The organism is Xanthomonas sp. SHU 199 (assembly GCF_000364665.1).
Taxonomy (GTDB): domain Bacteria; phylum Pseudomonadota; class Gammaproteobacteria; order Xanthomonadales; family Xanthomonadaceae; genus Xanthomonas_A; species Xanthomonas_A sontii.
The window spans coordinates 1-1,094 of sequence record NZ_AQOI01000399.1; the positions used below are offsets into that span (position 1 = coordinate 1).

1 protein-coding gene and 1 pseudogene are annotated in these 1,094 nt (G+C 71.8%); one reads left to right on the top strand and one right to left on the bottom strand.

The window, feature by feature from the left end; genetic code table 11:
• On the bottom strand, positions 1 to 621 hold a 621-nt coding region (locus tag D183_RS0113235), incomplete at its 3' end, for a pyridoxal-phosphate dependent enzyme (protein ID WP_017909421.1).
• Positions 622 to 785: 164 nt separating this feature from the next.
• Between D183_RS0113235 and D183_RS0113240 the strand changes: the two are divergent.
• Positions 786 to 1,094, top strand: a pseudogene (locus tag D183_RS0113240) (hypothetical protein); the annotation flags it as partial.

The following is a 1,094-nucleotide window of genomic DNA, read 5'->3' on the forward strand; positions in this document are numbered from 1 at the left end:
CTCGGCCAGCAGCAACTGCGCCTGCGGCGCCCGCGCCGACAGCGCCAGGCGGCTGCCCGCGGCCAGGCCGCCGCCGCCGACCGGCACCACCAGCAGGTCCAACCCGCCACTGGCGTCCAACAGTTCCAGCGCCGCGGTGCCCTGCCCGGCGATCACCGCCGGATCGGCATAGGGATGCACCAGGGTCGCGCCGGTATCGCGCTGCACCTGGGCGCACAGCGCCTCGCGCGCGGCGATGCTGGGCGCGCAACGCCACAGCGTGGCGCCGTGGCGGGCGATGTTGGCGAGCTTGGCGGCGACCGCGCCTTCCGGCACCACCACATGACAGCCGATGCCGCGGGTGCGCGCGGCCAGGGCCAACGCCGCGCCATGGTTGCCGGAGGAATGGGTGACCACCCCGCAGGCCGCCTGCGCCGGGTCCAGCGCCCACACCGCGTTGCAGGCACCGCGGAACTTGAACGCGCCACCGCGCTGCAGGTGTTCGGCCTTGAAGTACAGCTGCGCGCCGGTGGCGGCATCCAGCGCCCGCGAACGCAGCACTGGGGTCGGCCGCGCGTGCGCGGCAATGCGTGCGGCGGCCGCCAGGACGTCGCCGAACTCGGGCAGAAAACGTGAGACCATGCGCGAAAGGGTAGCGTATCGTCGCCAACGTGCAGCGCCCGCGACCCGCGCCGGTTCGCCGTCGTTGCGCGCAACTTAAGCGTTCAAGTGCAGCCGATGAAGTTAAGGGGGGATTCAATGCCACGGACCGAACCTGTCAGCCAGCCTGCTGGAGGGCAAACGCCATGAAACTGCGCCTGATCTGCGCCGCTGGACTGCTGGCCGCACTGGGCGGCTGCGCCACCTACGATTACGCCGGAGGCGGCGAGGGTGGCTACTACCGTGGCGCCCCGTCGGTCGAATACCGCTACCCGGCCGGCTACTCCGAGTACTACTCGCCCTACGGCGCGGTGCCCTACTACGGTTACGGCCCGTCCTATTACGGCTACTACGGGTACGGCGTGCCGTATTACTACTACCGTGGCTACGATGGCCCGCGCCACCGCCCGCCACCGCGCCCGCGGCCGGACGACGGCGGCTCGCGGCCGCCGTCA